This is a genomic window from Lactobacillus pasteurii DSM 23907 = CRBIP 24.76 (assembly GCF_000297025.1).
Classification (GTDB): Bacteria; Bacillota; Bacilli; order Lactobacillales; family Lactobacillaceae; genus Lactobacillus; species Lactobacillus pasteurii.
In genome coordinates this window covers 86,274-113,024 of sequence record NZ_CAKD01000024.1, presented here as the reverse complement: position 1 = coordinate 113,024, position 26,751 = coordinate 86,274, and the positions used below count along the sequence as shown (strand labels likewise).

Genomic DNA, 26,751 nt, shown 5'->3' with positions numbered 1-26,751 from the left:
TTCTTAAGATTTGGTAAAGGCAGAAATTTTTCTGCCTTTTTTGCGTATTTAAATATGGGGTGTAAAAATGTATGCTGCCATGTTAAATAAAAAATTGGTTCTTGCAGTCGAAGAAGCTGACCAAGTCTTAAGCAGGCAAAAAGCCTTAAATTGCGAAAAATACCGTTGTCCGCAATGTAGAAAAAGGGTAATTTTGGTAATTTCTGAATCAAAGATTGCCTTTTTCAAGCATCTTGCCCATTATGAGGGTTTAGGAGAAAAGGATGAGCATCATTTATCAAAGATGCTACTGAAATCTGCTTTTACAGCTGTCGGATTTGATGCGCAAGTTGAAGTCCAACTAGCCCAAGGGAGGTTACGAAGCGATGTATTGGTTTCTAATAAACTGGCAATTGAGGTTCAATGCGCGCCACTAAGCAAGCAGGAATTTGCCCATCGCCACCATTTATATCAAGAACTTGGCGTTTTTGACTTATGGATTGTTGGCAAAAGGCACTATTTGGGCAAGAAGTTGAAGCAGACGCAGTTGATCTTTTTCCGAAATAACCAACATTGGGGCGAGTATTATCTAGAAGTAGATCCAGTCAAGGGACATCTGCGCCTCAAATATAATATCGTTCAGGCGCCAGCTGGAAGGCAGTTAGTCTATCAAGTTCGAACCTTTTCTTTAGATGAACAAGGAGTCATAGACTTGTGGAAGTTTCGACCTAAGCTTAGATCGGTAAAGTTTGATCCGCATCAGCAATTATTGCATCTTAAAAAGCAGATAAGCCAAAAGAGCAAATACGGTTTAAAAGTTGCCGAGGCCTTATATGTGCAAAGATTGCAATTGACGGATTTGCCACTAGAAATATTAGCTACTGGCAGAAGGCCAGGGGAGGAAGACAAGGTGCTGAGTTTTTTGAAGGCAAAAGAAAAAGCTAATCATTGCGATTAGACTAAACGCAAATGGTTAGCTGTAACTAAATTATTGCTGTATTCATCATCATGCTCATTGTCTGGAGTCAAAAGTTTATATAGATCGTTTTGGCTTACTAGGCCTTCTAATAAGATACCACTGTCACTTTCTTTTTCTTCGTTGAAAATGATGATAGTTGGTGTTTTTTTGATTTGCCATTGGTTGGCCAATTTTTGATCCTGATCGATTGAATCACGAATGTACTCGCTAGATTTAAATTCTTGAATAGTTGCTTTATTTAAGCCGATTTCTTGGTAAATCTTCTCCACTAGCTGGCAGGAAAAAGTTGTGCCATCTTCATTGAGATATTGTTGCAAGGCAAAAAGAAACTTTCTAGCACGCTTATTGCCATAAGCTAGTTTGATTGCATGATAATCTTCCAAAGCATGGTTGGTTGCTAGAGTAAAGTAAGATAAATCACACAATTGTTGAGAATTTCTCCGGCGCCGAATTAAGTCTTCTTGCACAGTGCCAACAGTTGCTACTGGCACAAAATGGTAGCAAACATCAAGATCTAAATCTTTGATCGCTTTTTGAATTCTTTTTTCGATTTCGTAGCAATAAATCCCGATAGGATTTATAAAAAGAAAAATTTCGAACATGATGATAAACTCCTCTTGTTAAATACTTCATAGTTACTTTAGCAAGAAATAGATACATATACAAAAAATATGCCTAGGATTGTTTCCTGTGCATCATAGCTCTTGCTATTTTGTTTTGGTTGAGCATTTTGGAGTCATTAGAGAGCTTGAATTGCTCCTTGAGCTTTGCTAAAGCGAGCTGGATAAGTTCTGGATCGGTATTTTCGATTTCGAGTTCATAATCACTATAGCCATCTGGATATGAAGTTTGATCTAGCGTTAATTCGCAATCATGAGGACCAGTGGCAAGAATTCTTCTTGTCTTGCTCCAAGAAAGAAGTTGAAGCTCATGAGTATAAGGAGCATAGTTTTTTTCAAGATAATGCCCAATATTTCCATAAAAATCTATTTTACCATCTTTTGTGCTTTGATCAATTAGCTTATTAGCCTTAGCTAATGATAAAGGGTCAGTAATTTCAATGACTTCATGAAATTCAGTTTGAACGGGATTGTCATCTGGGACTTTCATAGTTTGTTCGGCGTGGTCTTGATAAGTTCTAATCCGCAAACTGATATTATTGTCCTTTAAAATTCCACTTTCAGTATCAAAATAATAATTTGCTTGAGTGAAGTCAGCTTTTTTGTCAAAGCTAGAGATCATAGCTTGATAAGCATCTTTAGGTAAGATTATTTTTGCTTCAATTTCGCGATTTTTCATAGTTTCCTCCCATTTGAAAATTTGGAATCGTTTTAATTCCATTATATATGGTAAAATTATTGTGTTTAAGTAGAAAGGAAAAATTCATGAATTTTGATTGGGATGATTTTCTATGGCCTTATAACGAGGCTGTACGTGAATTAAAGGTAAAATTTAGAGCCCTTAGGCAGAGTTTTTTGACCAAGGGCGAACACTCGCCAATCGAGTTTGTGATTGGACGAGTTAAAACAGTCGACTCAATTGAGGAAAAAATGACTAGAAGAGTCATTGATCCGGCCGTGATTGAAACAGATATGCAGGATATCGCGGGAATTAGAATTGTGACGCAATTTGTTGATGACATCTATAAAGTAGTCGACCTCATTCATGCTCGCGACGACATGGAAGTAGTCGAAGAGCGCGACTACATTCAAAATGCTAAGCCTTCAGGATATCGCTCATATCATATGGTTATTTCTTACACGGTTTATTTGCCTGAAGGTCCAAAGAATTTAATTGCAGAAATTCAAATTAGAACCTTAGCGATGAATTTCTGGGCAACAGTTGAACATACCTTGAATTACAAATATCAAGGAGAATATCCAGACGATATTTCTGAAAGACTTAAGCGGACAGCTGAAGCGGCTTACCAGCTTGATGAAGAAATGTCGGCCATTAAGGATGAAGTTCAAGAGGCACAGAGAATTTTTACCAAGAATAAAGGCAAGGAAAAAGCATGAAAATTGCAATAGCACATAACAATTATCCAGAAACTCTCAAGGTAGTCGCACATATTAAGCAGCTGCTTGAAGAGCGCGACTTTGTTTACGATGAGAAATATCCGGATATTGTAATTACTGTTGGTGGCGATGGAACTTTGATCAATGCCTTTCATCGCTATATCAATCAAATTGATTCAATTCGTTTTATCGGTGTTCACACAGGGCATTTGGGCTTTTACACAGACTGGCGCAGCTGCGATGTGGAGAAGATGATCGATGCACTGGCTAGCAGTCAGGCTGAATCAGTCAAGTATCCGCTGCTAGATATTATTTTGATTACTGAGTCAGGCGAAAAAGAACATTACTTAGCCTTGAATGAATCAGCCGTTAAACGGGTGTCTCATACTTTGGAAGCCAATGTTTACATTGATGATGAATTGTTTGAAAATTTCCGGGGCGATGGACTGTGTATTTCCACTCCAACTGGTTCAACGGCCTACGGCAAATCTTTAGGCGGGGCAGTTATTGCGCCTGGCTTAAAGGCCTTGCAGATGACAGAAATTGCCTCCATCAATAATCAGGTGTTTAGAACATTGTCATCTCCAATGGTTATTGCGCCAGACCAACAGGTCATGATTGTCCCTAATTCTGATCACTTTGTTTTGACAATCGATGGCGAAAGATTAAATGTTCGCAACGCCAAGAAGATTGTTTATCAAATTTCCAAAAAATCAATTCAATTTGATCGCTTTGGCCACCACCACTTCTGGTCAAGAGTCAAAGACGCATTTATAGGTGAAACACATGACGCTTTTTAAGTTTGAAGTTAAGCAAGATGATCCTAAGCAATTAGGATCTTTTTTATTAAAAAAGGGCATCTCTAAGCAGGCGGTTGTCACTGCGAAAAAGAAAAATGGCATGATCTTAGTCAATCATCGTCGTCGCTACACGAATTATCATGTTAAGACTGGGGATGAGGTTATTTTTGTAACTGGAGAAGAAAAGAAAAATCCATGGCTCAAGCCTTCTTATCAGCCGCTTAGTCTTGTTCAAGAAACAGACACCTATCTGGTGATTAATAAGCCGGCAGGAGTACTGTCAATTCCATCTAGGTATGAAGATAGCGATGCCATCGTTAATCGCGTCTTAGGCTATTTTGAGCGCCAAAAACGCACTGATTTAAAGCCACATGTTGTTACAAGATTAGATCGAGATACAAGCGGCTTGATGATCGTGGGCAAGAATTCGATTGCTCATGCTCGCTTTAGCCAGCTAGACAAGCATCGCTTCATTAAGAAGTACCATGCCGTCGTTCATGGAAATTTCAAAGCAGATGAATTAACTGGCCTAATCGAGCAGCCAATTGGAAAAATTGATGACGGAGTCAAAAGAGCTGTTAAACAGGACGGCCAAATGGCGATTACACAATACCAGGTACTTGACCAAGTTGAAGGTGCAAGTTTAGTTGAACTTAGACTGTTAACAGGAAGAACTCATCAGATTAGAGTACACATGGCTTATTTGGGACATATTCTATATGGAGATAGTTTATATGGGGCAAAGGACAACTTTCCTCGTCAGGCTTTGAATTGTTGCAAGCTAGAGTTTATTGATCCCTTTACAGAAAAGCAGATAAAATTTGAAATCCCTGAACCCGTTGATATGAATGAACTTTGGTCAAATTTGAATGCAAAAAATTAGACATTTTTTTCAATGAGCTTCTTGAAAAATGTAACCGTTTTTACTACAATATTCATAAAAGAGTAATAACTATTCCTATATAGGTTAGGAGGAGATTTTATGTATTATTCAAATGGTAATTATGAAGCATTCGCTCACGCTAAAAAGCCTGCGGGCGTTGACAAAAAATCAGCTTACATTATTGGTAGCGGTTTGGCTGGATTGGCAGCTGCTGTATTTTTAGTTCGCGATGGTCAAATGCCTGGCGAGCACATTCACTTATTGGAAGAATTGCCAGTAGCTGGTGGTTCGCTTGATGGTGCAGATCGCCCTAATGCAGGTTTTGTTGTTCGTGGTGGTCGTGAAATGGAAAACCACTTCGAATGCCTTTGGGATATGTATCGCTCAATTCCTAGTTTGGAAATTCCTGGAGCTAGCTATCTTGATGAATACTACTGGCTAGATAAAGAAGATCCTAACTCATCGAATTGCCGTTTGATTCATAATCGTGGCAATCGCTTGCCAGATGATGGTAAATATGGCTTAGGCAAGTGCGCTAATGAAATCGTAAAATTAGTTATGACTCCTGAAAGCGAACTTAAGGATGAAACCATTGAAGACTTCTTCAGCGATGAATTCTTTGAAACTAACTTCTGGATGTACTGGGCAACTATGTTTGCTTTTGAAAAGTGGCACTCAGTTGCAGAAATGCGTCGCTACTGCATGCGCTTTATTCACCATATTGATGGTTTGCCAGACTTCACTGCTTTGAAGTTCAACCGCTACAACCAATATGAATCAATGGTAAAGCCAGTTCTTGCCTACTTAGAAGATCACAATGTTGATATGCAATATGATGTTCACGTTAAGAATGTTATTGTTGATCACAAGGGCGACAAGAAGATTGCCAAGAAGATCATTTTTGAACAGGATGATGAACGTCAAGAAATTGACTTGACTGAAGATGATCTGGTATTTGTAACTAACGGTTCAATTACTGAATCTTCAACTTACGGTGATCAAAACACCCCAGCTCCAGTTACTCATGAAAAGGGCGACTCTTGGAAGCTTTGGGAAAAATTGGCTGAACAAGACTCTGCCTTTGGTAACCCAGATGTCTTCTGCGAAAACCTTCCTGAACGCAGCTGGTTCGTTTCAGCAACTACTACTTTGAAGAATAGAAAGCTTGCACCATACTTTGAACGCTTGACTCGCCGCGACTTGTATGATGGTAGAGTCAATACTGGTGGTATTATTACAGTTACCGACTCTAACTGGTGCTTGAGTTTTACTATTCACCGTCAACCACACTTCAAGAGCCAAAACCCAGATGAAATTGTAGTTTGGATTTACACTTTGTACTCAGATACAGAAGGAAACTACATCCACAAGAAGATTACTGAATGTACTGGTAAGGAAATTGCAGAAGAATTGCTTTACCACTTAGGTGTTCCAGAAGCTGAAATTTCTAAGTATGCAAGTGAAGAAAACATGACCACTGTACCTGTTTACATGCCATATGTTACTAGCTACTTCATGCCAAGAAAGGCTGGCGACCGTCCAGATGTCGTTCCAGAAGGATCAGTCAACTTAGCATTTATCGGTAACTTCGCAGAAAGCCCAACTAGAGACACAGTCTTCACAACTGAATACTCAGTTAGAACAGCCATGGAAGCTGTCTACAGCTTATTAGATGTTGACCGCGGCGTTCCAGAAGTATTTGACTCAATTTACGATATTCGTCAATTGCTTCGGGCAATGTACTACATGTCAGACAAGAGCAAGCTTGAAGATCAAGAATTGCCAATGCCTGCTAAGTTAGCACTTAAGTCAGGGATGAAGAAGATCAAGAAGACTTGGATTGAAGAGCTTTTAGCAGAAGCAAATTTGATCTAGTTTAGATTTGAAATAAATTTTGCAAAAATAATAAGGGTTGAAATCAACGCCATCAGACGGAGATTTCAACCCTTATTTTGTTAGTAGTTTATGCGGTTAGTTCGATTGCCATGAGGGACTAAGTGCAAAATTAATTTAGCTAAGCCGATAACGGCCAGCGCTAGGAAAAATGAACCAAATACATCGCTTGGATAGTGAGCTAATAAGTAAACTCTGGAGATCATGACGATTGCCAAAGCAAAGAGCAATAATAAATCGATGATCAATCTAAATGCCATCTTTTTAACGATGATTGGCAAGAAGATTAGGATCAGCCAGAATATAATAATGGCCATTCCTAGTACGTGTCCACTTGGAAAACTAAAGCCGGTGTCTTCGCTTAAGTGGCCAATTGGTCTTGCCCGGTGGACAACTTTCTTGACGATTGTTCCAATTCCATCACCTAAGATTAAGGCAAAAGCAAGCGACAGAGCAGGTAGTCGGAATTTCTTTTTGAGGAAAAATAGCCCCGCGACAATGATTGCCATGTAAACTAGATCAAATTTTGGCTCAGCTATTAAAGTTGCTGTAGTCAATATTTGCTCAAAGCGATCAAAGTTTTGAGCAAAATCTTGTCCCATTTGGTCGAAACTGCCAATCCAGCCAGCATGTAGCACAAGCGAACTGCAGAAAATCAGAAAGCCAATTAGGCCAAGATACAGCGATGTATTATGTTCTTTATGCATTGTATCTCTTCTTTCAATTTGCTATTAGCTAGGTTAGCAGATTGGGGCATGTTTGTCAGTAGAATTATAAAAAATTAAAGAATTGGCAAGTAAAAAAGACTATTTCTTGATACTAACTATGTCTTTCTATGTCTTTGTAGATAGTTTGTGCAGTTGATCTGAACATAATATAATTGTGTATATTGTGTTTTTGATATAATGATATGATATACTGAAAGGAATAATGGGATTAGTCACTATTTATTGAACGGAAAAGGTATTGCAGATAAAGCAATTTTGCGTAGAAAGTGTGTAAATTATGGAAAATATAATATCAACAATAGCTTATTTCGCTATGATTGCTCTAGGTTCATTTCAGTTATATCGAACTTATAAATTTTACAAATGGGACAAAGAAAATAAACAAAATGCCCTGGCTCCAGCTGTTATTTATTATGGTGGATACTTTGGCCTAATTTTGGTGGCATTGCCGCTTATTTTTATGACAGAAACAACAAATTTGCAATTAGGGCATAGCTTTTATTGGATTATTGGTGTTTGTATTATGCTAGTCTCACTTTTTATCTTCAAACGTGGCCGTCAAATGTCCAAAAAGCTAAAGCAAGGCGAGAGCAATTTAAATGTTGTCCAGGTGTATGTAATTGCATCGGTTTTATTTTTCACAGGTTTTGTGAACCTATTTAAATAAGAATTCTTAAGAATAAAAACAACCCCAGACTATCAAAATTAACAGTCCGGGGTTTTACTTTTAGTAACTAGTCTTCCACAAAAAGTACTCTAGTACCTTCAGGAACTTGGATATCTTTTTGAATTGGAGTCAATGTACCATCTTGGCTGTTTCTTAAATAGAGACTAGCATTGTTAGTGTTTTGGTTAGCAGCAACTACATAGCGCTCTGATTGATCCCAGTTGAAGTCGCGAGGAAATTCTCCAAAGACAGAGATTCTTTGCACTAATTTCAAAGTGTGATCAGCTAAAACTTCAAAGACTGCTAATGAGTCATTACCACGATTTGAAACGTAGATAAACTTGCCATCGCTAGAAATCTTCACTGCTGCAGCACCATTGTGGCTATCCCATGATTCTGGAATAGTTGAATAAGTTGCTACAGTTTCAAATTCCCAAGTTTCTTCGTTAAATTTAACTACACTAATCTTGCTGGACAATTCACCGACTACGTAGAAGTAACCACCATCTTTTGAAAAGACAAGGTGACGATCACCAAAGCCAGCTTCGCTTTGATAGTTTGCTAAGTGAACTAACTTGTCATTTTCTAAACGGTAAAAGTCAACGCGGTCATTTCCTAAATCACAAGATACTAAGTTGCCTTTAGGAGTTTCATCGAAATAGTGAGGGTGAGGACCGTCAACTTGTTCAGGACGAGGTCCCAAAGTATCAGCTGTATGAGTAACGCTGTCAAGCAAAGTTAACTTGCCTTCCTCATTGTAGCTAAAGACTGATAAAACTGCAGTATGGTAGTTGGCAGTGTAGATTAGCTTCTTTTCAGGATTGATTCCGACATAAGCAGGGGAAGATCCTTTGGCAAGAGCTTGATCAACTTCTTGATAGTCTTTATTAGCATCAAAAACGCTAATGCCGCCTTCTTTTCCAGCATTATTGATTGCAAAAATAAGATTCTTGTCTTTTTGGAAGTAGGTTGGGCCACCAACTTCAATAATATTTTTGGCTTCTAAAAGTCTAGCTTCGCTATCTTTACCAGTTAAATCAAGCTGATAGATTCCCTTGGAAGTCTGTTTAGTATATCCACCGATTAAAACTTTCAATTTTTTTCTCCTTTACTTAAAAATACGACTACTTTAATTATATAATTAAAGTATAGGAAAATTTCAAAAAATTAGCTATCTTAGCTCGATTAGCTCTATTTCGTGAAAGATGGCTTATGTTAGAATAGAGAAGGAGTTTTAATTATGAAATGGACTGCAACAATTGAAGCAATCGGTAAAAAGGCTTTAGATTCCAAGGATGGAATGTTTATCTTATTTGGTCAAGGTGCTAATAAGGATTTAGCTGAAGTTTCTGTGATGCAAAAGTTTGACTCAGCAACTCCAGTTAACACCTTTGTGATGAAAAAAGGCGACACCATTACTGTTGACGGAGATACTTTCGTAGCTGCTTATGTTGGACCGCTAGTCGAAAGCAACATGAAGGCTTTAGGACACGCAACCTTGTTCTTTGGTCGCAAAGTTCCTAAGGCTCCACTTGCCAATGCAGTTTATTTTGACCCAACTGACTCACGTACTCCTAACTTTAAGGAAAATGATGACATTACCTATGAACATATTTAAAAGGATTGATTGAATGACACAAAAGAATGACTCAAGGCGCCAAAATCTATTTGAGCGTTGGGTGCTGAACAATCGATTCAGCGTTGTATTGCTTAATGCATTACTATTTTTGCTGATAATTTGGGTTTTTAATAAGGTATCCTTTATCCTTAACCCTGCTTGGGTTTTTGTAAGTGCAATTATGCCACCGATTCTACTAGCACTGATTCAATACTACATTATGAATCCGCTGGTTGACTTGCTTGAGCGAAAATACAAAGTCCCAAGATTAGTTACCACGCTCTTGTTATTTGTATTAGTGGTTGTTGCCTTAATTTGGATTATCAACACCATCATCCCAATCGTTCAACAGCAAGTTCATGCTTTGATCAAGAACTGGCCAAGCATTTGGGATGGGGCAGTCAATGCAACGCAGAAGACTTTGAAGGATCCAAGACTATATACAGTTAGACAAAACTTGAAAGATACGATTGACAACGCCCAGAAGATCTTATTTAAATCTGGACAATCAACGATCAACGCTACGCTTGGAAATATTTCTTCAGCTGTGAGCGTGATTACGATGATTGTGATGACCTTGCTGACAGCGCCTGTGGTTTTATTCTTTATGTTGAAAGATGGTCATCAATTGCGTCCGTACTTGGTGAAATTTGCTCCTAAACGCTGGCAGGAGAGTTTTAGCCAATTATTGTATGATATCAATTTCGCTATTTCAGCCTATGTCCGTGGACAAATTACAGTTGCCTTTTGGGTTGGCGTGATGTTTGCGATTGGATATAGTATAATTGGCTTGCCATATGGCTATGCTTTGGCAATCATGGCAGGATTTTTGAACTTGATTCCTTATTTTGGTTCGATGATTGCTTTTGTACCAGCGGTTGTAGTTGGAACCATGACTTCTGTGCCAATGCTGATTAAGGTATTGATTGTTTTCGGTGTAGAACAATTGATTGAAACTAGATTAATCAGCCCAATGGTAATGGGAACCAAGCTTGAAATGCATCCCATCACGACAATTTTAGTTTTGATTGGTGCTAGTGCAGTCTGGGGACTTTGGGGCGTGATTTTCGGAATTCCGACTTACGCGGTCTTGAAGATTATTGTTTCCCGTGTGTACAATTACTACCGTAAGGTCTCAGAAATTTTTGCAGACGAACAAGAAGATCAAGCAGAAGATGCTTCTGCTAGCTTACAGGCAAAAGATTCAGAGTAAAACGTGGCTTTATAAACCACGTTTTTTACTAACTAGGGGGAATATATTTTTATGACAAATCACGTTGTGTTATTTGAACCAGTAATGCCAGCTAACACTGGAAATATTGCAAGAACTTGTGCTGGTACCAATACGGTATTGGACTTAATCGAACCTTTGGGCTTCAAGATTGACGACAAGCAAATGAAGCGTGCAGGATTAGATTACTGGGACAAGGTTGAAATTCACTTGCATGATGACTTGGACGCATTTTTGAAGACTTTAAAGCCAACAGATGAAATGTACTTAATCTCAAAGTTTTCATCCAAAAACTATGCTGAAGTAGATTATACTGATCAAGACAAGGATTATTACTTTGTTTTTGGTAAGGAAACTACTGGTTTGCCAGAAACTTTCATGCGCGAATACTATGACCGCAATTTAAGAATTCCAATGTCTGACAATATTCGTTGCTACAATTTATCTAATTCTGTAGCAATGGTCTTGCTTGAAGCTTTGAGACAACAAGGTTTCCCAAATATGGAAAAAGAGCACCACTACGAAAATGACAAACTTAAGGATGACTACAATCGTCCAGAACGTTATGAACGCAATTTAGGAGGCAAATAATGGACTTTTCAAAAGAAACCCCAATCATGGTTGAAGCTTTTCATTACGACTTAAATGAAGAGCCTAGAGTAGCTAATGATGTAAATGTTGCTTTTAGCAAGGCAACCAAAAATAACGAAGATGGTACGACTGATTCAGGGCAAGGTGGCAGCTACTTTGAAGTATCTGTAACTTTCGATGTAGCTCCACATCCTGGCTTCTTCACTGTTAGCGGCAAGATTAGCCAAATCGTTATGTTGAAGGACTACTACGGCGAAGGCGATGATCTTGATCCAAACGACTACAGATTATTGAGTCGTCCACTAGTCGAATACATTGAAACGCTAACTTATCAAGTTACTCAAATTACGCTTGACGAACCAGTCAACTTGAATTTCCAAGCTAATTTTTAAGTTTAATTAGGGTGAGTTCATGCCTAAGAAAAAAACTAGCAGAAATGTCAAGAAAAGAAAAAATACTGTAGCCCGGAAGGCAAAGAAAAAGCAAGAAGATACTCTTTACTGGGTAACAAGTGGGATCGCAATGCTGGTTTTATCCTTGTTATCCTTTATGCGCGTAGGTTGGTTAGGCAAAACAGTCGCTAATTTACTACGCTTTTTTGTTGGAGATTCATATCTAATTTTTGCAGGGATCATTGCAATTGTTGGAACCATTATGATCATCTATGGAAAATTGCCCAAGTTTAGATTAAAGCGTGGATTAGGGATTGTTTTGATCTTGTATCCAATTTTATTGATTCAATCAATTGGCTTTTTTAGCAAGAATCTAGTCTATTCTGGTTTTGTTAATTCCTTCATCACTGAAATTGGCGAAGAATTCGGTCGAATTAATATTACGCAGTCAGTTGGCGGGGGCTTGTTTGGCGCGATTGCCTATCAGTTGCTTTATCCACTGTTAGGACAGCTGGGGACCACGATTTTGGCTTGGGTTTTAATTCCAATTGGTATTTTGATGTTTCTTGATGTCAAATACCGCACGGTTGTTGAAAAGTTCCAAAAATCTAGCCAAACTTTTATCGATAAAAATAAAGAAGCCGGCGTAAAGATCAAGGATAAATATACTGAGCTTCGCGAGCAGCAACAAGAAGCTAGATTGCAAAAAGAGCAAGAAAACCAAGCTAATTTGCGGGATCCATTTATGGATAGCAATGCGGTTTTTCCTGATGTGACTGATTTTTCTGTTGATGAATCAGATAAACAAGACGAAGATCAAGAAGATATTCCTGTAGTTGAAGCAACTCCTTCCGAGCCAGTGCAAGTTCAAGTTGCCCAGCAACATGAAGAAGCAGAAGAGGTGCAAGAAGACGAAGAGCCAGATGAGTTGCCTCGTCCGCATAATTTTGCTCAAGAAGATCAAAAGTTAGTAGCAGAATTAGCCGACGTTAACCACGGCGAGCTTGATCAGCAGCCAGCAGCTAAGCCAAATCGAATCTATAAAAAGCCACCACTTAGCTTACTTGATCCAATCAAGAAGATTGACCAATCATCCGATAAAAAGATGATTCAGCAAAATACCGCCACCTTGCAATCAACTTTCAAGAGTTTCGGCGTTGATGTAATCATCAAAAAGGCCATCCTGGGTCCGACAATCACTCGTTATGAAGTTCAGCCAGCTGTTGGGGTTAAAGTTAGCCGAATTGTTAACTTGGCAGATGACTTGGCTTTGGCATTAGCGGCTAAGGATATCAGAATTGAAGCACCCATTCCTGGCAAGCCGTTTATCGGAATCGAAGTTCCGAATAAAACGACGTCTGCGGTTTCTTTTAAAGACGTAATGGAACATCAAGATGCAAAAGGCAAGCAAGATCCGTTGACTGTGCCACTTGGAAAAGATGTTACCGGTCAAATTATTTCGGCTAATTTAACCAAAATGCCCCACCTTTTGATTGCCGGTTCAACTGGTTCTGGTAAGTCTGTTGCAATCAACACGATCTTGACTTCTATTTTGATGAAGGCTCGTCCAGAAGAAGTTAAGTTGGTTTTGATTGACCCTAAGATGGTTGAGCTTTCCGTTTATAATGGGGTAGCTCATTTATTGATTCCAGTTGTCACTGATTCCAAGCTTGCAGCTAAAGCCTTGCACAAGGCAGTTAAAGAAATGGAACGACGCTATAAGCTATTTGCAGCCAGTGGGGCAAGAAATATTGGCGAATACAACCAAAAGGTTGAAGAAAACAATCAGGATAGGTCTAAGCCAGCCATGAAGCCATTGCCATTCATTGTCGTTGTTGTTGATGAATTAAGTGACCTTATGATGGTTGGCGGACGCGAGGTTGAAGATCAAATCGTTAGATTGGGACAGATGGCTAGAGCAGCCGGAATTCACATGATTTTGGCAACTCAGCGTCCAAGTGTCGATGTTATTACTGGTTTAATCAAGGCCAATGTTCCTTCGAGAATTTCTTTTGCAGTTTCTAGTGGGACTGATTCGCGGACAATTTTGGACCAAACCGGTGCAGAAAAATTGCTAGGCCGAGGGGATATGTTATACATGCCAATTGGTGCAAGCAAGCCTGAAAGAATTCAGGGAGCTTATATTGCTAGTGATGAAGTTGAAAAGGTCATTGAATGGGTCAAGCAGCAACAAGAAGCTGAATATGATCAAGAAATGATTCCGCAACATGGTTCTTCAAGCGATGATAGCGATAATGATGAGCCAGAAGATGAATTTTATCAGCAAGCAGTAGATCTTGTTCGCCATCAGCAAAGTGCCAGCGTTTCAATGCTCCAACGCCGCTTTAGAATTGGTTACAATCGTGCTGCCAGAATTGTTGAAGAAATGGAAGCTAGAGGTGTCGTAGGTCCTTCTGAAGGATCCAAACCTCGTCAAGTACTTTTGCCTCCAGAAAAGGAAGAGAATCATGATGCTCACAATTAATACGAAAATTGTTCCTAATGATAAATTTACTACAGCCACTATTGGCTGTTTTTTGCGTTTGCCCTTAACTAGTCATAATTTAGCCTATGCTAGCTTGATTACGAGATTGCAAAGCAATGCCAGTTTGTTTTATCCAACTATTAGCAGTCAAGAAGCGGCCATGTCCAATCTTTATGATTTGCAATTTGAAGCCAGTCCCCAATTGTTTGGAAAAGAATTAATCGTTTCTTATATTGCTAATTTCATCGAGCCTCAAGAGATATTAGATCCAGAATATACATATCAAGCGATCGTGGATTTATTTGCCAAAATTGTCCAGCATCCTAGCTTTGACGATGAACTAATCGAATATACCAAAAGGCAGATTTTAGCTGATTACCAAGAATTGATTCAAGAGCCAGCCAATTATGCCTTGGATCGCTTCTTTAAGCTTTGGTATCAAGATGAGCCAGATTATGCCGAAAATTTCGTTGGACCAGTTAAAGAGATCGAAGAAGCAGATGATTATAGTTTGCGGGAGTTCTTTGACAATATGAAGATGTTGCCAGTGGCAGTTGTCGGCTTTGCTAAAGGAAGTAGCCAAGTTGAAAAGCTGATCCATGACCATTTCAAGCAGCCAGGCTTAATCAAGCGCTTCATGGTCGATAACTTGACTATTCCAGCACCAAAACTGCAGATTAATGAGTTTGATGAGCAAGATAATTATCAAGCTCAGCTGCTCATTGGCTACGGCTTTGCCGGCAAGATGACCTATCAAGAACAGATTGCTGGGATGATGCTGGCACAATATTTGGCAGGAGATCAGTCATCTAAGTTGTTTGTCAAAGTCCGCGAAGAATTAGGTGCTGCTTATGCAATCGATGCCAATAATTATGCTAATAATAGCCTCTTTTTGATTAATGCAGGACTTGATCCGGAAAAAGCAGACGAGGCTAAGGCGATTATTCTTCAAGAAGTCAATAAAGTCGCTAATGGCGAGATCGACGAAGCCTTATTTAAAAAGGCCAAAAAGAGCCTGAAGAACGTCCAATTGATCGGTCAAGACCATGAAAGCTGGCATTTGGCCCAACTTTTGCGTGGTGAGTTATTTTCTGGTTATCAAGAGTTTAACCGCGACTGGGCGATTAGTCATTTGACCATGAAGCAGATGACTACTTTTGCTCAGAAACTATTTTTGAATGAAAGTTATGTATTAAAATGATAGCACCTAAAATATATTCTCATAAATACGAGTCTGGCCTTACTTCCCAGATTGTTTTGCGGCCTAATTTTAATCAGCGTTTCTTTGGGATAATTGTTGACTTTGGTAGTGCCGATCCACAAGAAAAGCCCGGCTCAGCTCATTTTCTTGAACACAAGCTTTTTGCTAAGCCTGAGGGAGACCTTTCGCATCAGTTTGAAAAGTTGGGCGCTGATGTAAATGCCATGACCTCGTTCAATGAAACGATGTTTTATTGTAGCGGAATCGATCAGAATAATAAGCTGATCGAATTGCTGTTTAGATTAGTTGGCGAACCATATTTTACTAAAGAAAATGTAGCTAAAGAAACGCCAATTATCCAGCAGGAATTGGCTATGTATCAAGATGACCCTTCTTGGGCAATTGGCAATAATTTGATGATCGAAATGTTTGATCAATCAAATTTGGGCATTGATGTAGCTGGAACTAAGGAGTCAATTGCAGCTATTACTGCGGAAGATTTGACGCAGGTATATCAAGAAAATTATTTGCCAGAAAAAATGCATTTTATTGCCTGCGGAGATTTTTCTGAGGGACAAATTCAATCCATTACTTCGCTAGTTGATAAATTGCAAAAAAAGTACCTAGATAGCTCTAAAAAGGCAAAGTTTTCTGATTTGCAAGAGCATGGAAAAATGCGCGATTTAGTGATTGATTCGACAACTGACTCCAACATGTTTGGTCTAGGCCTGCGTCTGCAAAATTTTAAGAAAGTATTATCAAGTTGGGAATTGGCTCAAATTTTGCTAGAAATAATGTTAGAATCGAAACTGAGTGTAATGAGCCCATGGTTTGAGCAAATGAAGCAAGCCGGTTTAGTTACTAACTCATTGCAAATTTCCGCAAATTATACCCGTCAAGGAAATTTCGTGACGATTTTAGGATTAAGTCCAAAAAGTCCAATTCTGATCGATCAAATCAAAAAAGAAATAGTCAAACCAATCTCTAGCAAAGATCTAGTTTATGCCAAAATGTTTTTTGAAATGCAGAAAAAAGAATGGCTCGCTCAGCATGAGCGCAGTTTGAATAATATTCCTTTCTTAGCAATCGAAATGGCTGAAGGCAGTTTGGACAATGAGGATTCTTATGCCAACTTGCGCAATCTTCAAGCGATGAGTTTTGAAGATTATCAAAAATTCTGTCAAAGCTTGCTAGAAGGTTGTGAGATCTGTTCGGTTAGTTTAAGGAAAGGAAAGTAGTTTATGCAACGAGCAATTGTGTTTGGTGCAACTGGTGGTATTGGAGAAGCTATTTGCCAAGAACTTGCTAAAGATGGCTGGTCTTTATATTTGCATTATTGCCATAATGAACAAAAGGCGATAGAGCTGATGAATCAGCTAAGCGAGCAATATCAAAGTCAAGATTTTATGCCGGTTAAGCTGGATTTTTTGGCAGATAATCAAAGCTTAGAGCAATGGACAAGTCAGCTTTTTCCAGTCAATGCGCTAGTCTTTGCTCAAGGAATTACTGACTATGGCTTTTTGGCTGATCAAAGGCTATCTAAGATCGATCAAATTATGCAAGTGAATTTACTAGTACCTATCAAAATAACCAGATTGCTAGAGCAAATGTTGACTAAGCAAGAATACAGCCGGATTGTCTATCTTGGTTCAGTCTATGGCGGCCAAGGCAGTGCACTAGAAGCTGTATATAGTGCAAGCAAGGCCGGACTTAGTCGCTTTAGTCAGGCTTATGCTAGAGAAGTAGCTTCAGCTAATTTGACTGTCAATACCCTAGCTCCTGGTGCAGTAGATACTGAAATGAACAAAATCTTTTCTGAAGATACCTTTGATTTGCTCAAAGAGGAGATTCCAATGGGAAGACTAGCTCAAGGAAGCGACGTTGCTTTTTGGGTGAAAAATTTGCTAGCTAAAGAGAGTGCATATCTAACCGGACAAACAATTTATGTCTCAGGTGGGTGGCTTTTATAATAACTCGGTATAAATACGAATATTTATGGTATACTCAATTTGATAATCTAAATTTTTAAGAGGTAATTATGGCAGATATTGGAGAAAAATTACGTAGTGCCAGAGAGGAAAAGGGTCTTACTATTTCAGATATTGAAAAGACCACGAAGATTCAGGGAAGATATTTAACCGCAATCGAACAAAATGAATTCGATAAGCTTCCTGGCGACTTTTACGTAAGAGCGTTTATTAGACAATATGCCCAAATCGTTGGGCTAGATGGCAAGGAATTATTGAGCGAATATCATCAAGATGTTCCAGAATCAAAACCTGATGAATACGTTGAAAATTCCATTGATAATAAAAGCGAAGAAGTCAAAAAGACTACCAATAACAAGAAGAATTTATGGAAGAATTACTTGCCTAGAATAGCTGTAGGCTTGGGCGTGGTAGTTGTTGTTTTAGTGGTATATGTTTTATATGCTCACCTTTCTTCAGGCAATCAAAACAACAATGCAGATAGCAACGTGACTGTTTCATCACAAAGTTCTTCAAAGAAGAGCTCAAAGCCAGCAGTTAAAAAGAAGAAGGCTGCAGTTAAGGTACAAAAGATTGACGATAATCAATATCGAATTCTTGGCTTAAAGTCAAACCGTAAACTGGAAGTTAAGTCTGGCGATCAAGCAATTAGCGTAAGTATCGCAATTAACGGAACTGTTCAATGGCAACAAACTATGTCTGCTAACCAAAGTCATGAATTGACTTTGCCAACTGATGCTACTTCAGTTACTGTAACTTTCGGAAATGACAATGGTACTTCAATTAAGGTTGCTGGCAAGAAGATTCCATACACTGCTACTTCAAGCTACCGTACAATTACTTTGTTGATTGGCAAGAATCAGGATTCTTCAACAACTACTAGCTCAAGCACCACTACTAGTTCAACTACTCAAAGTAGCTCATCTAGTTCAAGTAGCGCTCAAAGTAGTTCACAATCATCTACTACTCAAAGTCAACAATCAAGCCAAAGCAGCAGTGCTACTGATCAAAACACCAGTTCATCAGCTGGCAGTTCTGATCAAAACGATGGCGGTTCAGACAATAATCAATAAAATTGAAATTTAAAATTAGAAGTGTGGAAGAAGTATGAATTTACCAAATAAATTGACAATGTTGAGAATCTTTATGATTCCAGTATTTATGTTATTGCTAGTCTTTAAGGACGCAACCGGTGGATATATGGTTGGAGGCAATGAAGTATCGTGGCTTCAATTAATTGCGATGATCGTATTTGCAGTTGCTTCAGCAACTGACTGGTTAGATGGACATATTGCACGTGCGCGTCATTTAGTAACTAATTTTGGCAAGTTTGCTGACCCACTTGCAGACAAGATGTTGACTATGACTGCCTTCATCTTTTTAGTAGAATTGAAATTAGCTCCAGCTTGGATCGTTGCAATTATCGTTTGCCGCGAACTTGCCGTAACTGGTTTGCGTTTGATCGTAGTTGAAAACGATGGCGAAGTTATTGCAGCTAAGATGCCAGGTAAGATTAAGACTACTGCACAAATGTTAGCAATCATTCTTTTGTTAGTAGGAGATCCATTTAAGATCGGAACTATTATGCTTTATGTAGCTTTAGTATTTGCTGTTTACTCAGGATACGACTACTTCAAGGGTTCATGGGGCGTATTTAAAGGTTCTATGTAATTTCAAAACTGGGCTTGTCCCAGTTTTTTATTTTCGAATTTTTTTATTTTCAAAAAAATTTTTGGCGATTTTTTGCGTATATATTATATGGGGACTAGTTTCCCAATTTCTTGCATTCTATTTATTAGACCAAGTATAATTATGTAGTGATGTTTAAAGGAGATGAATTTTTTTGGTGGCTAAAGATGAAAAGCAAAAGGCATTAGAAGATGCCCTTAAGAAGATCGAAAAGAACTTTGGTAAGGGAGCCGTTATGAGAATGGGCGAAAAGGCAGATACCAAGATCTCAACCATTCCAACTGGTTCTCTTGCCCTTGATGCTGCCCTTGGAGTTGGTGGATATCCACGTGGTCGAATTATCGAAATTTATGGACCAGAATCTTCAGGTAAGACTACTGTTGCACTCCACGCTGTAGCAGAAGTCCAAAAAAGAGGCGGTACTGCAGCTTATATCGATGCTGAAAATGCAATGGATCCAGACTATGCAAAAGCTTTAGGCGTAAATATCGATGACTTGATTCTTTCACAACCAAATACTGGTGAAGAAGGTTTGTCAATCGCTGATACCTTGATTTCTTCTGGAGCAGTTGACATTTTGGTAGTCGACTCAGTTGCTGCTTTGGTGCCACGAGCAGAAATCGATGGCGAAATGGGTGATTCCCACGTTGGTTTGCAAGCTCGGTTGATGAGTCAGGCTTTGCGTAAGCTTTCTGGTAATATCAACAAAACTAAGACAATTGCGATCTTTATCAATCAGATTCGTGAAAAAGTTGGCGTTATGTTTGGTAGCCCAGAAACCACCCCTGGTGGACGTGCCTTGAAGTTTTATTCAACTATTAGACTAGATGTAAGACGTTCAGACACAATCAAACAATCAGGTGATGCTTTAGGTAACCGCGTTAAGATCAAGGTAGTTAAGAACAAGGTTGCTCCACCATTCAAGCTAGCAGAAGTTGACATTATGTACGGCAAGGGTATTTCTCAAAGTGGTGAATTGCTTGATATGGCTGTTGAAAAGGACATTATCGACAAGGCCGGATCATGGTATTCATATAAGAGCGATCGAATTGGCCAGGGTCGCGAAAATGCTAAAACTTATCTTGAAGAGCATAAGGATCTTTATGCAGAAATTGAAACACAAGTTCGTGATGCTTATGGCATTGGCGAAGATAAAGATTCAGCGACTCAAGACCAAGAAAAGCCTGCAAAGGCCAAAGAAAAAAACGATGATAGCGAAGCTAGCAAAAGCTAATACGATCAAAGAAATTGATCTTGACCTTGGAATTTGATTCCAAGGTTTTTTCTTGTCAATTGACATGCCGGCTAATGTTATTTATCATAAATCTATGTAAATAATTCTAAAAAAAGGCGATAGTTGATCATGATAAATAATATTTTGATACCCGCCGTAATTGCTATTATTTCATGTTTAGTGGGAGCTTGCATTGGATATAGCGTTCGCAAGCACTCTTGGGAAACCAAGGCTCAGAATGCTCAAAATGATGCAGATCACATTATTGCAGATGCGCAGGCTCAAGTTTCTGCTGCTAAGGCTGAGATGAATGCTCAAAAGCAAGCCGCAGAAGCAATTAAGCAGAGCGCAGAAAATACTAAGAAAGAAAAAATCTTAGAAGCTCAAGAAGAAATTCATAACTACAAGCAGGAAGTTGAAGCTGATTTAAACAAGAAGCGCGATGAAATTTCACGCAAGCAAAATTTGCTTCAACAACATGAAGACACGATTGAGCACAAGAATTCTTTATTGGTAGAGCAGGAAAACAAACTCTCACAAAAGGAAAATCAACTCAAGAATCGACAGGCTGAATTGGACCAAAAGATTTCTGAAGCAGATGAATTGGTTGAACAAAGACGTCAAAAACTTTTTGAAGTTGCAGAGCTTGATAAGGAAGAAGCAAAGAAGCTTGTTTTGGATAATCTTTCTGAACAATTAGTCAAGGAAAGAGCCGAACTTATTAGAGCAAGCAATGAAGAAGTTCAGGCTAAGGCCGATCATTTTGCCAATCAAATTTTGGTTGATGCGATTCAAAGTAGTGCAGCTGATACTGTTGCCGAAACGACAGTTTCAGTTGTAGATTTGCCAAACGAAGAAATGAAGGGACGGATCATTGGTCGTGAAGGACGCAATATTCGTTCGTTTGAAGCTTTGACTGGCGTTGATTTGATTATTGATGATACGCCAAAAGTCGTTACTTTAAGCGGCTTTGATCCAATTAGACGCGAAATTGCTAAACGCGCAATGGAACGCTTGATTAAAGATGGCCGAATTCACCCAGCTCGAATTGAAGAAATGGTTGATAAGGCTCGCAAAGAAGTCAATGACGATATTTATGAGGCCGGTGAAAGTGCCTTGATGGATCTGGGAATTCACAGAATGAATCCAGAACTAGTCAAGACGCTTGGTCGACTTAAATATCGTACTTCGTATGGTCAAAATGTTTTGGCACACTCAATCGAAGTTGGTAAATTAGCCGGTACGATGGCAGCAGAGCTTGGTTTAGATGAAAAATTAGCTGTTAGAGCGGGATTATTACACGATATTGGTAAGGCAATCGACCATGATATTGAAGGCTCACACGTTGAAATAGGTGTTGAATTAGCCAGAAAGTATCATGAATCCGATGAAGTTATCAATGCAATTGCGGCCCATCATGGGGATGTGCCGAAATTAACCTTTGTTGCAGAATTGGTTGTAGCAGCTGATACAATTTCATCTGCTCGACCAGGTGCTAGAAGTGAAAGTTTGGAAAACTATATTCGTCGACTCACTGAACTTGAACGTATTGCGACAAGTTACCCAGGAGTTGATCAAGCGTATGCAATCCAAGCTGGTCGTGAAGTTAGAGTTATGGTTGAACCTAGCGAAATTTCAGATGATCGAATCACTATTTTGGCACACGATATTCGAGATCAAGTTGAAAAAGAACTCGACTATCCTGGCAACATTAAGATTACAGTAATCCGCGAAAAACGAGTTGTCGCAATTGCCAAGTAAGGTTTCAGACAGTAAGGTCTGGAACCTTTTTTTATTGATGCTTGCTTGATTGTTATTTGATTATACTTGTATAATTAGAGGGAGTATTAATGGAAAGTAGTCAGATATGTTTAAAATAATTGTTGATTTGTTTTTCATGGTTATCATTCAAGCAGCCATTACGCCTTTCATTAGAAGGTTAGCCTTTGTTTTAGGGGCTGTGGATAATCCTAATGCCAGAAGAGTTAATAAAAAGCCAATGCCCACAATTGGGGGACTTGGAATTTTTGTTACTTTCAATATTGGTGCTTTTGTCTTGCTGAGGGAACAATTTCCTACTCATGAATTGTTCGCCTTATTATTAGCCTCAAGTATCATTGTATTGACTGGGCTAATTGATGATATTTTGGAATTAAAGCCCAAACAAAAGATGCTCGGAATCTTTATTGCGGCTTTGGTAATCTATTTCTTAGCCGAAATTAGAATGAATGTCTTGAACTTGCCATTCATTGACCATGAAATTTCGCTTGGCTGGTGGAGTATGCCAGTCACCATCTTTTGGATTCTAGCTTTAACTAATGCCGTCAACTTGATTGATGGCTTGGATGGCCTAGCAGATGGGGTATCAATGATTTCCTTGATTACAATGGGAATAGTTGGATACTTTTTCTTGCATACGCATCAACTCTATGTGCCAATTGCCTGCTTCATGCTAGCAGCTTGTTTGTTAGGATTTTTGCCTTATAATTTCCATCCGGCCAAGATCTTCTTGGGCGACACAGGGGCTTTATATATCGGCTTTATGATTGCAGTTCTGTCCTTGAAAGGCCTTAAGAATGTAACCTTTATTTCTTTATTGGTGCCAATCGTTATTTTGGGTGTTCCAATTACAGATACGGTTTATGCAATGATTCGGCGCAAGTTGAATAAGCACCCTGTTTCTCAAGCTGACAAGCACCATTTGCATCACCAGTTAATGAACATGGGCTTAACGCACCGACAAACTGTCTTGACTATTTATGCTATTTCTTTGATCTTTTCATTTATTTCCTTGCTCTTCTTGTCATCTCCAGCTTGGGGAATTTGGCCACTGATTATTGGTCTTTTTGTTGCACTTGAGTTATTTGTGGAATCGATTGGCTTATTAGGTGAAAAATATAAGCCATTGATGCACCTGATTCAAAAATTAATCAATAAGCGAAGTGTTGAAGATCCTAAGGTTGAAGTTTGGCATTTGGGAGATAAGAAGCCAGATCAATTAAAATCAAACGATAAGCGCAAATAAAAATCCGCCTTTAAGGCGGATTTTTTATTGTTCATGATAATTTTGGGTCAAGATCGGAATTTCGTTATAGCGTTTTTCGCCGTTAAGATAATCGAACTTGCCATTTAACAGTTCGATCATTTCATCGATAAAGGCTTGCACATCAGCTTCATCCAAAAAGACATGAATCGTGATATCTACGCCGTATTCAATCTTGTCTACGAAGATATTTTTGCCTTTTAGATAATGATCAACTTCATCAAAGCGATTGTAAGGTAGAGAAAAGATAATTTCATCCTGCATTACCCGCTTGATAACGCCGATAGCTTGGGCAGCTTCAGTTACGCTATTTGAATAAGCACGAATTAATCCGCCTGCACCAAGCTTGATGCCGCCAAAGTAGCGAGTGACGACTACTGTGACGTTTTTTAAATTCATCAGCTGCAATGCCTTAAGTTCGGGGATGCCAGCAGTACCAGAGGGTTCGCCGTTGTCGCTAGCTTTGACATGATCGTCGTTGAGACCGATGGTGTAGGCGTAGGTGTTGTGAGTTGCATCATGATATTTTTTGCTGATGGTTTTGATGAAGTCTTCGGCTTCTTCAATCGTTGTTGTTCTCGCCATGCTGGCAATGAATTTGCTCTTTTTGATAATTAGTTCGTTTGAACCATTTTCTTTAATCGTTAAAAAATTTTTATTTTCCGACAAAATTTTTCGCCTCTTTTTCGTATATAAATATGGGAGGTATTTTTTGATGAAAGATACAGATAAACTTATTGGTCGTCAATGGATTATTGATCAAAAAGATTCTAACACATTTGCCGATTTAATTCAGATTCCGGCCATTCAAGATCAGCTATGTCAAAGATGTGGTTCAAAAGTTGAAGCTAAGCTTCCAAACGGCGAGCTCTATTGCAGAGAATGCATCGGTCTTGGCCGAGTTAGCTCAAATTGCCTTTTGGTTAGAAATCCAGCTCAAGAGCAATTTAAGCCGATTACAGCCGGTGGAATGACTTGGACGGGGAAATTAACTAAAAAGCAAAAAAGAGTCTCAGATCAATTGATAGAGAACTTTGAAGCGGGGAAAAATACCCTAGTTCATGCAGTAACTGGTGCTGGAAAGACGGAAATGCTGTTTGAATTGATTGCTAGTTGTCTGTCAAAAGGGCAAAGAGCCTGCATTGCGACGCCTAGAATTGATGTCGTCAATGAACTATATCCACGCTTTGCTGAGGCTTTTTCTTTAATTGAGATTGGAAAATATCACGGCAAAGAATATCAAGAGGCAAATAACGATCGCTTGACGATTTGCACGACGCACCAGCTTATGAAATTCTATCAGGCATTCGACTTGCTAGTGATCGATGAAGTGGATTCTTTTCCTTACGTGAATAATCCGCAGCTGCATTTTGCAGCTAAAGTAGCCGTCAAAGATACTGGCAGGCGAGTGTATTTAACAGCTACACCAACTGAAGACCTATTAGCAGAAGTTGAAGCAGGCAGTCTAGATTTGATCAAATTAAATCGCCGCTTTCATGGAGGACTTTTGCCACTGCCAAAAGAGCGTTTGTTTTTAAAGCCGTTCATGGATAAGGAAAAGCTTAATTTGGCCTTGAAAAAGCAAATTGAAGATTTACTTGAAAGTCAGCATCCTTTGCTGGTATTTGTTCCGCGAATTGACCAAATTCAGGCCTATGTAGAAGAAATTCGCCAAATTGTGCCTTTTGCACCTGAAATGGTTGAAGGAGTCCATGCATCTGATCCTTTGAGATTAGACAAAGTCGAAGCTTTTAGGCAGAAGAAATTAAAGGTGCTGGTCACTACGACGATTTTAGAACGCGGGGTAACTTTCAAAAATGTCTGGGTAATCATCATTGCTAGCGATGATCCGATCTATTCGATGGCAAGTTTAGTTCAGATTGCTGGTCGAGTGGGGCGCGATAAGGATGATCCTGATGGAACAGTATTATATTGCTATCGAAAATATACTAAAAATATTCGAATGGCGATCAAGCAAATTAAGGAGATGAATATATGAATATTTGTCTACTGTGCAAGCAGAAATTTTTGCCTGAAATTTCTTATTTGAGTATTTTTAGCTTTGAAAAGCAGAACTTAAGTCAGATTTGCCGGCATTGCCGTAAGCAATTTACGAAGCTAGGCGAGTTTCGCTGCAAGATTTGTGATCGCACAATGGAAAAAGTGGGCATTTGCCTTGATTGTCAGAATTGGCAAAAAATGTATCAAGGAAAAACTTTAAAAAATTATGCTTTATATCGCTATAATCCGGCTTTTCACGATGTTATGGTCCAATATAAGCGCTATGGAGATTACCAGATGAGGCAGCTTTTGCAAGAATTGTGCTATCAAGCCCTAGAGGAGAAGAATTATGACTTCTATGTTCCAATTCCAACGTCGACAGAGCACAAAGAAAGGCGAAAGTTTGACACGATTGAAGCAATATATGAAGATCTACTGCCCTTGACCAAGTTATTAATTAAAAAGGATCACATGGGAGCGCAGGGAGAAAAGAATAAACAGGAGCGAATGAAATCGCCCCAAAGCTTTAAAATTTCTCCCAAATTTAGCGAATTTGATCAATCTGGCAACTATAAAGATAAAAAAATACTTCTATTAGACGATATTTATACAACTGGAAGAACTTTATATCACGCCCGAGACTGTATTAGTAGGGCTTTTGGCGGTTTTTTGATCGAAAGTTTTACAATTTGCAGATAATATATTGTTTTAAACGCTTTCATTATCTGCTATAATAAAGGTGTAAAGAAAACTGCATAGCAGTGAAAGGAGAATCTTATATGTTAAAGTACAATGTTCGTGGAGAAAATATCGAAGTTACTGATGCTTTAAGAAGTTACGTTGATAAACGTTTGAAGAAGTTGGAGAAATATTTTGAATTAAGTCAAGATGTTATTGCTCACGTAAACTTGAAGGTTTATCGCGATCATTCTGCTAAGGTAGAAGTTACCATTCCTTTACCATACTTGGTCTTGAGAGCAGAAGAGACCACGGACGATATGTATCGTAGTATTGATTTCGTCTCCGAAAAACTTGAACGCCAAATTAGAAAGTACAAGACTCGCGTAAACAGAAAGAGTCGTGAAAAGGGTATTCAAGACTTCTTCGTAGAAACTCCTGCAGAAGAAGAAAAGAAGCCTGGTGAATTTGATATTGTACGTAATAAGCGCGTTAGTTTGAAGCCTATGGAACCAGAAGAAGCTATCTTGCAAATGGATATGCTTGGTCACGACTTCTTTGTTTTCCAAGATGCTGAAACCAATGGTACAAGTGTTGTTTACCGTAGAAACGACGGTCGTTACGGCTTAATCGAAACTAACGAATAGCACTTG

At 38.9% G+C, this 26,751-nt stretch carries 27 protein-coding genes; 22 read left to right on the top strand and 5 right to left on the bottom strand.

The features are described from left to right. Positions 1-67: 67 nt before the first annotated feature. Positions 68-937 (top strand): competence protein CoiA, encoded by an 870-nt coding sequence (locus tag BN53_RS08285; protein ID WP_009560512.1) that lies wholly within the window; start codon positions 68-70, stop codon positions 935-937. Here the strand turns inward: BN53_RS08285 and BN53_RS08280 are convergent. Further along, positions 934-1,560, bottom strand: coding sequence for a DsbA family protein (locus tag BN53_RS08280; protein ID WP_009560511.1), 627 nt, complete (start codon positions 1,558-1,560; stop codon positions 934-936). The genes BN53_RS08285 and BN53_RS08280 overlap by 4 nt on opposite strands. Positions 1,561-1,633: 73 nt before the next feature. Continuing rightward, positions 1,634-2,257: a CYTH domain-containing protein gene (locus BN53_RS08275; RefSeq protein ID WP_009560510.1), complete on the bottom strand. Its 624-nt coding sequence runs from the start codon at positions 2,255-2,257 to the stop codon at positions 1,634-1,636. Positions 2,258-2,343: 86 nt separating this feature from the next. Between BN53_RS08275 and yjbM the strand changes: the two genes are divergently transcribed. The 4 genes from yjbM (at position 2,344) to BN53_RS08255 (ending at position 6,534) form a co-directional block, all read left to right on the top strand. Continuing rightward, positions 2,344-2,976, top strand: coding sequence for a GTP diphosphokinase (gene yjbM, locus BN53_RS08270; RefSeq protein ID WP_009560509.1), 633 nt, complete (start codon positions 2,344-2,346; stop codon positions 2,974-2,976). Then, positions 2,973-3,776: an NAD kinase gene (locus BN53_RS08265; RefSeq protein WP_009560507.1), complete on the top strand. Its 804-nt coding sequence runs from the start codon at positions 2,973-2,975 to the stop codon at positions 3,774-3,776. The genes yjbM and BN53_RS08265 overlap by 4 nt, the downstream gene beginning before the upstream one ends. Further along, complete coding sequence (locus BN53_RS08260; RefSeq protein WP_009560506.1) at positions 3,763-4,659, top strand: RluA family pseudouridine synthase; 897 nt, start codon at positions 3,763-3,765, stop codon at positions 4,657-4,659. The genes BN53_RS08265 and BN53_RS08260 overlap by 14 nt, the downstream gene beginning before the upstream one ends. Before the next feature lie 99 nt (positions 4,660-4,758). After that, positions 4,759-6,534 carry an oleate hydratase gene (locus tag BN53_RS08255; protein ID WP_009560505.1) on the top strand — a complete coding sequence of 592 codons (1,776 nt, stop codon included), beginning with the start codon at positions 4,759-4,761 and terminating at the stop codon, positions 6,532-6,534. An 80-nt stretch (positions 6,535-6,614) separates the two neighbouring features. Here BN53_RS08255 and BN53_RS08250 read toward each other — a convergent pair whose 3' ends face one another. Further along, positions 6,615-7,259, bottom strand: coding sequence for a phosphatase PAP2 family protein (locus BN53_RS08250; protein ID WP_009560504.1), 645 nt, complete (start codon positions 7,257-7,259; stop codon positions 6,615-6,617). A 298-nt stretch (positions 7,260-7,557) separates the two neighbouring features. Between BN53_RS08250 and BN53_RS08245 the strand changes: the two genes are divergently transcribed. Further along, entirely contained in the window at positions 7,558-7,947 is a 390-nt protein-coding gene (locus BN53_RS08245) for a hypothetical protein (RefSeq protein WP_009560503.1), read from the top strand. Between the two features lie 67 nt (positions 7,948-8,014). On the opposite strand, the gene BN53_RS08240 is transcribed toward BN53_RS08245, so the two are convergent. Then, complete coding sequence (locus BN53_RS08240; RefSeq protein ID WP_009560501.1) at positions 8,015-9,043, bottom strand: lactonase family protein; 1,029 nt, start codon at positions 9,041-9,043, stop codon at positions 8,015-8,017. Between the two features lie 144 nt (positions 9,044-9,187). On the opposite strand from BN53_RS08240, the gene BN53_RS08235 reads away from it, so the two are divergent. The 13 genes from BN53_RS08235 (at position 9,188) to BN53_RS08175 (ending at position 23,401) form a co-directional block, all read left to right on the top strand. After that, the gene (locus BN53_RS08235; RefSeq protein ID WP_009560500.1) at positions 9,188-9,565 is read left to right on the top strand and encodes a PTS glucitol/sorbitol transporter subunit IIA; all 378 of its coding nucleotides are present in this window, start codon (positions 9,188-9,190) and stop codon (positions 9,563-9,565) included. Between the two features lie 13 nt (positions 9,566-9,578). Continuing rightward, positions 9,579-10,778 carry an AI-2E family transporter gene (locus BN53_RS08230; RefSeq protein WP_009560499.1) on the top strand — a complete coding sequence of 400 codons (1,200 nt, stop codon included), beginning with the start codon at positions 9,579-9,581 and terminating at the stop codon, positions 10,776-10,778. 51 nt (positions 10,779-10,829) lie between these two features. Beyond that, a complete protein-coding gene (gene trmL, locus BN53_RS08225) occupies positions 10,830-11,387 on the top strand; it encodes a tRNA (uridine(34)/cytosine(34)/5-carboxymethylaminomethyluridine(34)-2'-O)-methyltransferase TrmL (protein ID WP_009560498.1) in 558 nt (185 codons plus the stop codon). Continuing rightward, positions 11,387-11,779, top strand: coding sequence for a DUF1149 family protein (locus BN53_RS08220; protein ID WP_009560497.1), 393 nt, complete (start codon positions 11,387-11,389; stop codon positions 11,777-11,779). The genes trmL and BN53_RS08220 overlap by 1 nt, the downstream gene beginning before the upstream one ends. Positions 11,780-11,798: 19 nt before the next feature. Beyond that, on the top strand, positions 11,799-14,264 hold the full coding sequence (locus BN53_RS08215) for an FtsK/SpoIIIE family DNA translocase (RefSeq protein WP_009560496.1): 2,466 nt from the start codon (positions 11,799-11,801) through the stop codon (positions 14,262-14,264). Further along, positions 14,251-15,465, top strand: coding sequence for a M16 family metallopeptidase (locus BN53_RS08210; RefSeq protein WP_009560495.1), 1,215 nt, complete (start codon positions 14,251-14,253; stop codon positions 15,463-15,465). The genes BN53_RS08215 and BN53_RS08210 overlap by 14 nt, the downstream gene beginning before the upstream one ends. Then, positions 15,462-16,703: a M16 family metallopeptidase gene (locus BN53_RS08205; protein WP_009560494.1), complete on the top strand. Its 1,242-nt coding sequence runs from the start codon at positions 15,462-15,464 to the stop codon at positions 16,701-16,703. The genes BN53_RS08210 and BN53_RS08205 overlap by 4 nt, the downstream gene beginning before the upstream one ends. A 3-nt stretch (positions 16,704-16,706) precedes the next feature. Then, complete coding sequence (ymfI, locus tag BN53_RS08200; RefSeq protein ID WP_009560492.1) at positions 16,707-17,435, top strand: elongation factor P 5-aminopentanone reductase; 729 nt, start codon at positions 16,707-16,709, stop codon at positions 17,433-17,435. 68 nt (positions 17,436-17,503) lie between these two features. Next, positions 17,504-18,526, top strand: coding sequence for a helix-turn-helix domain-containing protein (locus BN53_RS08195; protein WP_009560491.1), 1,023 nt, complete (start codon positions 17,504-17,506; stop codon positions 18,524-18,526). A gap of 34 nt (positions 18,527-18,560) precedes the next feature. Next, positions 18,561-19,124, top strand: a complete 564-nt coding sequence (pgsA, locus tag BN53_RS08190; protein ID WP_009560490.1) for a CDP-diacylglycerol--glycerol-3-phosphate 3-phosphatidyltransferase — start codon at positions 18,561-18,563, stop codon at positions 19,122-19,124. 175 nt (positions 19,125-19,299) lie between these two features. After that, positions 19,300-20,376: a recombinase RecA gene (gene recA, locus BN53_RS08185; RefSeq protein ID WP_040537401.1), complete on the top strand. Its 1,077-nt coding sequence runs from the start codon at positions 19,300-19,302 to the stop codon at positions 20,374-20,376. A 129-nt stretch (positions 20,377-20,505) separates the two neighbouring features. Next, positions 20,506-22,137 (top strand): ribonuclease Y, encoded by a 1,632-nt coding sequence (gene rny / locus BN53_RS08180; protein ID WP_040537396.1) that lies wholly within the window; start codon positions 20,506-20,508, stop codon positions 22,135-22,137. A 106-nt stretch (positions 22,138-22,243) separates the two neighbouring features. Beyond that, entirely contained in the window at positions 22,244-23,401 is a 1,158-nt protein-coding gene (locus tag BN53_RS08175; protein WP_009560487.1) for a glycosyltransferase family 4 protein, read from the top strand. A 24-nt stretch (positions 23,402-23,425) separates the two neighbouring features. Here BN53_RS08175 and BN53_RS08170 read toward each other — a convergent pair whose 3' ends face one another. Next, positions 23,426-24,088: a YigZ family protein gene (locus BN53_RS08170; protein WP_009560486.1), complete on the bottom strand. Its 663-nt coding sequence runs from the start codon at positions 24,086-24,088 to the stop codon at positions 23,426-23,428. A gap of 46 nt (positions 24,089-24,134) precedes the next feature. Here BN53_RS08170 and BN53_RS08165 point away from each other — a divergent pair, with 46 nt between their 5' ends. From BN53_RS08165 to hpf, 3 genes are all read left to right on the top strand, one after another. Continuing rightward, a complete protein-coding gene (locus BN53_RS08165; RefSeq protein ID WP_009560485.1) occupies positions 24,135-25,418 on the top strand; it encodes a DEAD/DEAH box helicase family protein in 1,284 nt (427 codons plus the stop codon). Then, positions 25,415-26,119: a ComF family protein gene (locus BN53_RS08160; protein ID WP_009560484.1), complete on the top strand. Its 705-nt coding sequence runs from the start codon at positions 25,415-25,417 to the stop codon at positions 26,117-26,119. The genes BN53_RS08165 and BN53_RS08160 overlap by 4 nt, the downstream gene beginning before the upstream one ends. Positions 26,120-26,199: 80 nt before the next feature. Continuing rightward, a complete protein-coding gene (gene hpf, locus BN53_RS08155; RefSeq protein WP_009560483.1) occupies positions 26,200-26,745 on the top strand; it encodes a ribosome hibernation-promoting factor, HPF/YfiA family in 546 nt (181 codons plus the stop codon). Positions 26,746-26,751 lie beyond the last annotated feature (6 nt).